The sequence below is a fragment of the Terriglobales bacterium genome, from assembly GCA_035454605.1.
In the GTDB taxonomy this organism is placed as follows: domain Bacteria; phylum Acidobacteriota; class Terriglobia; order Terriglobales; family Acidobacteriaceae; genus DATMAB01.
In genome coordinates this window covers 1-6,031 of record DATIGQ010000079.1, presented here as the reverse complement: position 1 = coordinate 6,031, position 6,031 = coordinate 1, and the positions used below count along the sequence as shown (strand labels likewise).

General features: G+C 63.6%; 7 protein-coding genes. 6 read left to right on the top strand and 1 reads right to left on the bottom strand.

Annotated features, from left to right (window positions below; translation table 11 throughout):
- Window positions 1-116: 116 nt before the first annotated feature.
- Window positions 117-323, top strand: a complete 207-nt coding sequence (locus VLE48_05660; protein ID HSA92479.1) for a hypothetical protein — start codon at window positions 117-119, stop codon at window positions 321-323.
- A 229-nt stretch (window positions 324-552) separates the two neighbouring features.
- Complete coding sequence (locus VLE48_05655; GenBank protein ID HSA92478.1) at window positions 553-1,263, top strand: PilZ domain-containing protein; 711 nt, start codon at window positions 553-555, stop codon at window positions 1,261-1,263.
- Between the two features lie 70 nt (window positions 1,264-1,333).
- On the opposite strand, the gene VLE48_05650 is transcribed toward VLE48_05655, so the two are convergent.
- Complete coding sequence (locus VLE48_05650; protein ID HSA92477.1) at window positions 1,334-2,926, bottom strand: S41 family peptidase; 1,593 nt, start codon at window positions 2,924-2,926, stop codon at window positions 1,334-1,336.
- 534 nt (window positions 2,927-3,460) lie between these two features.
- On the opposite strand from VLE48_05650, the gene VLE48_05645 reads away from it, so the two are divergent.
- The 4 genes from VLE48_05645 to VLE48_05630 all read left to right on the top strand — a co-directional run.
- Window positions 3,461-3,805 (top strand): twin-arginine translocase TatA/TatE family subunit, encoded by a 345-nt coding sequence (locus VLE48_05645; GenBank protein HSA92476.1) that lies wholly within the window; start codon window positions 3,461-3,463, stop codon window positions 3,803-3,805.
- Complete coding sequence (tatC, locus tag VLE48_05640; protein HSA92475.1) at window positions 3,798-4,601, top strand: twin-arginine translocase subunit TatC; 804 nt, start codon at window positions 3,798-3,800, stop codon at window positions 4,599-4,601. The genes VLE48_05645 and tatC overlap by 8 nt, the downstream gene beginning before the upstream one ends.
- Before the next feature lie 182 nt (window positions 4,602-4,783).
- On the top strand, window positions 4,784-5,590 hold the full coding sequence (locus VLE48_05635; protein HSA92474.1) for a M28 family peptidase: 807 nt from the start codon (window positions 4,784-4,786) through the stop codon (window positions 5,588-5,590).
- Between the two features lie 6 nt (window positions 5,591-5,596).
- Window positions 5,597-6,031 (top strand): hypothetical protein (locus VLE48_05630; protein ID HSA92473.1); only part of this gene is annotated, 435 nt, incomplete at its 3' end.

Here is a 6,031-nt window from a genome sequence, read left to right as displayed (position 1 = left end):
GCCCGTCCGCCGACTGAGCCAAGGGCTTAACCTCCGCGCCCCACGCCCGCCGCGCGGATTGTAGGCAGCGGGTGCGCTCTCTGCCATCCACTGTTCGCGGATACCACCGCCAGATCATGCGTTGGATCGCCGAGGAATTGGGACCGGAGACCTACGTCAACGTGATGGCGCAGTACTATCCCGCGGGCAAGGTCACGGACACCGAACACGCCGAGATCAACCGCGCCATCACGCGCGAGGAGTTTCGCGGGGCGCTGGCCGCCGCCCGCGAAGCCGGCCTGTTGCGCACGGACCAGCGCTCGGCGCTGCGCGTCCTGCGCTAGATTCGGGCCCATCCGCGGGCAGGGTTGCGTGTCCGTACTAGGGATCCGCACGATCCCCCCTTCACCATGGGGAGGGCTCACAAACCGGCACAAACGGCTCGCAGTATGCAACCGAGCTCCGGGCGGAACGCACCAAAGTAATAGCAACGCGGGTTACTCGTAATCACTCCGGGGTTACAATCGGGATGTACCCTCGGACGGAGAGACCTTCTAGCATGTAGGCATAGTGATGACCGCAGAGGCGGAGAGTCGAAGGCTGCACCGCTACCAGCTCAACTTGCCTATCAAGGTGCGCTGGACGGGTGGCGAGCAGAGCGGTACGGCTGCCGGCATGATCCGCGACATCAACGAAAAAGGCGTGTACTTCATCACCGATGCGGAATTGCCCGCCGACGCCACCATCGAATTCATCCTGGAGCGGCCGGCAGAACTCACCACCGATAGCGTGCGCCGCCTGCTTTTCTCCGGAAAGATCGTGCGCGTGGAGCGCGCGAATGCGAACCAGCATGGAATCGCCGCCCAGCTCGAGCAGTGCCAGGAACTGAGCGAAAGCCAGGCCGAGGAAGTCGCCGCCAAGATCTCCGGCGACTGGCGGGAACAGATCGAAGCCTACATCAAGGACGAGCAGGAGAAGCAGAAACAGATCAAGAAGCAGTACCGGTCAAAGGCGGGCCTGGCTTCGCAAATCGTGGCCATCGTGCTCGGAATCATGCTGGCGCTGGTAGTGGCCAACTGGTTCTTCAGCGAGCCGCCCGACACCCTGAAGCGCCAGCTCACCTCCGGCAATCCCAGCGCGCAGGTCTGGGTGCACACCAAGTCCGGCCTCTACTACTGTCGGGAGGACAAGGACTACGGTAACCTGCATCCGGGGAGATACATGAACCAGCGCGACGCCCAGCTCAACTACAACCGCCCGGCCACCGGCCGGCCTTGCCAATAAACCGTTCTCCTCTCCACGTATGCAAGGAAAAGGCCCGCCAACGGCGGGCCTTTTCCTTCGTCGGGACTCCTTAGCGCGGGATGGTCTGGGAGTTGCTGCGTTCGGCGAGGATCTTGCGCGCGTTTTCCGCCAGTTCCCGGGCCTGGGGCAGCAGTTCGATCGCCTTGCGCACCTGGGGATCGGTCTCCGCCCGCACCCGCAGCCCCTCCTGCTGTCCGAACTCGGCGATGAACAGCTCCGCCTTGATGTTGGACCGCACCCAGTCATCCACTTCCACCAGCTCGGCTTCGGTGTAGGGGATCTTCTCCTCGTCCAGGAACTTGCGGAACTCCAGCAGCACGACGTCGTCCACTTTAAAGCTGCGATCCACGTGGCGGTGCAGCAAGTAGCGTTTGCCGAAATTGAAGAAGGCGTAGCGCTGCAGCAGCGTGTCCTGGAAGTGGTTGCTGCGCGATGACTCCAGCTTGACGTCGGGGCTGATGCCACCGCCGCCATACACCGGCCGCCCGCTGTCGGTCATGCGCACTTCGCGGTTGCCGTTGTTGTTTCCATTTCCGTTATTAACGTAATAATCGTAGAGACTGACGCCGGCGTATTCCCGCTGGATGAGCCGTCCGCTGGGCGTGAAGTACTTGGCCGTGGTCAAAGCGAGGCCGGTGTTTTCCGAGAGCGGATAGACAGTCTGCACCAAACCCTTGCCGAAGGTGGTTTCTCCGGCCACCAGTCCGCGGTCGTGGTCCTGGATGGCGCCCGCCAGAATCTCAGCGGCGGAAGCCGTGCCGCGGTTCACCAGCACGACCAGGGGATACTCGCGGCCGTTGTTGCCCTCGCGGGCGCGATAGACCTTTTCCTGCGAGGCGCGGCCGGAGTGGCGCACGATGATGGCGCCCTTGCGCAGGAAGTTGTCGGCCACGGCGACGGCCTCGCTGAGCAGCCCCCCGGGATTCTGGCGCAGGTCGAGGACCAGTCCTTTGAGTTCTCCGAACTGCTCCAGGGCTTCGGCGACCTCCTGCTCGGTGGTCTCATTGAAGCTGGAGATGTGCATGTAACCGATGCCGGGCCCGAGCTCGAAATGCACATCCACGGAGTTGCGCGGAATCTCATCGCGGACGACGGTGAACTCCAGCGGGCCGTCGGCTCCTTCGCGCAAGATGGTGATGCGCACCGGAGTCCCCTTGGGGCCCTTGAGCATGTCGGCGACTTCACTGGTTGAGAGGTTGTCGGTGGGCTTGCCGTCCACGGCGGCGATGATGTCCCCCGGACGGATGCCGGCACGGTACGCGGGCGTGCCCACGAAAGGCGCGATCACGATCACCTTGTTATTGCGGGGTCCCACCTGCATGCCCACGCCGTAGTACTTGCCGCGCTGGTCTTCGCGCAGCAGGGAATAGGACTTGGGATCGAAGAAATTGGAGTGCGGGTCGAGCACGCGCAACATGCCGGGGATGGCGCCGTTGTAGATGGCCTTGTCCGCGTTGACCGGGTCGGCGTAGTTATCCTCGACCACGCGATAGACGTCGGCGAAGACGCGGACCTGATCCTCGATCTCCGAGCCCGAAGACGCGGAAGGGCCGACGCGCTGGCCGAACAACACCCCCAGGGAACCGCAGGCGAGGATGACCAGAAGGACAAGAAGAGCCGAGCGGCGGTAACGACCAGCCATAGTGACGGCAACCTCCGGGGCGCGCAAAAACCTCGGGGGCGCGCCACGCCGTGATTTCCTCCGAGTATAGCATGCATGCAAAACCCGGTCTTTAGACCCGGAAACGCCGGTATCCCGGAGGTTACAGCTACTTAGACGCACGAAAGGGGGGAGTGGGTGCACCGGAGTCGAGGGACGCTGGGATGGACGTAGGCTATCTGGGTACAAACTGAAAGGTACGGGGGCGAACCTGGGCACCGCCGTCACGGGAGGACCGAGTCGCAAACGGTGAGCCAGGACGAGCCAGCCGCCCAGACTCAGCGCTTCGTGACCTGGCACTCCGTGAAAGTGAACGGCATGTGTATGACGTTTCCCGACTGCTCTACCGCGGCCTCGACTGTCCTGGGTAAGTTAAGGCCTTGAACGTCTCCATATTCGACCTTAACGGACAGTCTTTGGGGATTGCCTGCGGCGTCCTTGTAATCGGCGGCAGCAATGAGGGTAGCCCAACCCACGCAAGCACCAAGCGGCCGCATCCGCTGCTATCATTGCCCTATGAACCTGGGCTTTCCGGAGATGATGTTTCTCATCCTGCTGGCCCTTTTGATCTTCGGGCCGAAGAAGCTGCCGGAGATTGGGCGGCATATCGGGCGGGGCCTGGCGGAGTTCAAGCGCGCCTCCAACGACTTCAAGCACCAACTCGAGGACGAAGTGCGGCAACTGGAGGTGGAAGAGGCCGGCAAGAACCAGATTCGCGCCCCTGAGGGCACGGTAGCGGCGCGGTCTGAGGCCGAATCGTCCCCCATCGGCACGGGGAGTCGCGGGGAAGCCGGGAGCGGTGGCGCAGCGACCGAGGAGAACAAGGCCAGCGCCGAAACCGAGACCAAGACCAATGCCTGAAGCGGCCATGGACGCAGCCGGGCACGAAGGTGCTCGCGGCGAAGCAGCCGAACCCATCGCGGCCATGAGCTTCCTGGAGCACCTGGAAGAGCTGCGGCGACGCATCATCTATTCCATCATCGGCATCGCGGTGGGGTTCCTGGCGGCGTGGTCCTACGCCGACCGCATCTTTGCCCTGATGCAGCAGCCCATCAGCGAGGCGCTGCGGGCGCACAAGCTGGAAGACAAGCTGGTTTACTTGAGTCCCACCGAACCCTTCAACATTTACTTGAAGGTTGGGCTGCTGGCGGGCATCTTCATTTCGGCTCCCTTCGTGCTGTACCAGGTGTGGGCGTTCGTCGCCCCCGGCCTTTACAAGAACGAAAAGCGTTACGTGTTGCCATTCCTGGCCTCCACGGTAGGACTCTTCCTGGCCGGGGGGCTGTTCGGCTACAAGATCGTCTACCCGGCGGCGCTCGACTTCTTGATCGGCTACGGGGAGCAGTTCCGGCCCATGGTCACCATCGGCGAGTACACCGACCTGTTCCTCACCGTGATCCTGGGACTGGGACTGGTGTTCGAGCTGCCGGTAGTCATTTTCTTTCTCGCGCTGATGGGGGTGGTGGACGCCGGTTTTCTGTGGCGGAATTTTCGCTACGCCATCCTGGGCGCGTTCACCGTGGCCGCGATCCTCACCCCCACTACCGACGTGGTGAACATGACGATCTTCGCCGCGCCGCTGATCGTGCTGTATGTGCTGAGCATCGGGATCGCCTGGGCGGTCCATCCGCGCCGCCGGGCGCGGGCCGCGGCATGACGCGCGACGCGCATTTACTGTGCGCGGCCGTATGCCTTGCGGCACTGACGGCCTGCACAAAAGCGGAACCGGGGGCGGGCACGCCAGCGGGCGACACGGTTGCGGCCCGTCCAGCGGCGGCGGAAGTGGCGCCGCCTTCTCCGCCCCCACAGCCTTCGGCAACTCCCGTGGTCAGGCCACGCGTGCAAGGCGAACGAGCGCTGAACTACGTGCGCGAGATCGTGGCCTTCGGGGGGCGGCCGCCGGGCAGTGAAGGACATCGCAAGGTGGAAGCCTACCTGCGCCGCCAACTCAAGAACGACAACCTGGAAGAAGACGCCTGGATGGCGCAAACGCCGGCAGGTCCCTTGCCCATGCGAAACTTCGTGGCCAAGTTTCCTGGGGAAAAGGATGGGATCATCGTGCTGGCCACGCACTACGAGACCAACTACCCGCTCAAGAACTACGTGGGCGCGAACGACGGCGGGTCGAGCACGGCATTGCTGCTGGAGTTGGCCCACCACCTGCGCGGGAAGAAGCGCAAAGGCTACAGCGTGTGGCTGGTGTTCCTGGACGGCGAAGAAGCGGTGCGCGAGTGGTCGGGTGAGGACAGCCTCTACGGCAGCCGCCGCCTGGCAGACCGGTGGACGAACGATGGGACGGCAAAAAAGATCAAAGCATTCCTGCTGGCCGACCTGGTCGGCGACCGCGAGCTGGACATCGACCGCGACCTGAACTCGACGCCCTGGCTGCTGGATCTGGTGCAGCAAGCGGCAACCAACCTGGGCTACCAGTCGTACTTCTTCCAGCGGGCCGTCACCGTGGAGGACGACCACCTGCCGTTTCGCAAGGCGGGCGTGCCGGTGGCCGACCTGATCGACTTCGAATACGGTTACGGCAACGTGTTCCACCATACCCCGGAGGACACGCTGGACAAGCTGAGCGCCAAGAGTCTGGAGATCGTGGGCGAGGTCATGCTGGAGACGGTGCGCTTGCTGGATGAGCGGTAGGAGCGAATGGGACAGGAAGCCATCTGTAAGGCGCAGTTCGGCGGGCGTTGGTCGCACGGCAAGGCGCGGCTCGAGACCCAGGAACTGCTGTTCCGGGGCGACTTCCGGTTGCGAATCCCGTTTGCGCAGATGAAGTCGGTCGCGGCCCGCGACGGAAGGCTCACAGTGAAGTCCGCCGAAGGCACGGCCGTCTTCGAACTGGGTCCGCAGGCCGAGAAGTGGGCCACCAAGATCCAGCATCCGCCCAGCCTGCTGGACAAGCTGGGTGTGAAACCGGGCATGTGCGTGGCGGTGCTGGGGGTCGGCGACAAGGATTTTCCGCGGCAGCTCCGGGAGCGGCTGCGAAAGCCGGTCTCGCGACGGCTGGTGAAAGGACTGGACATCATCTTCTATGGAGCTGCGCGGCGCGAGGAGTTGAAAAGGCTTGGTGAGCTCAGGAAG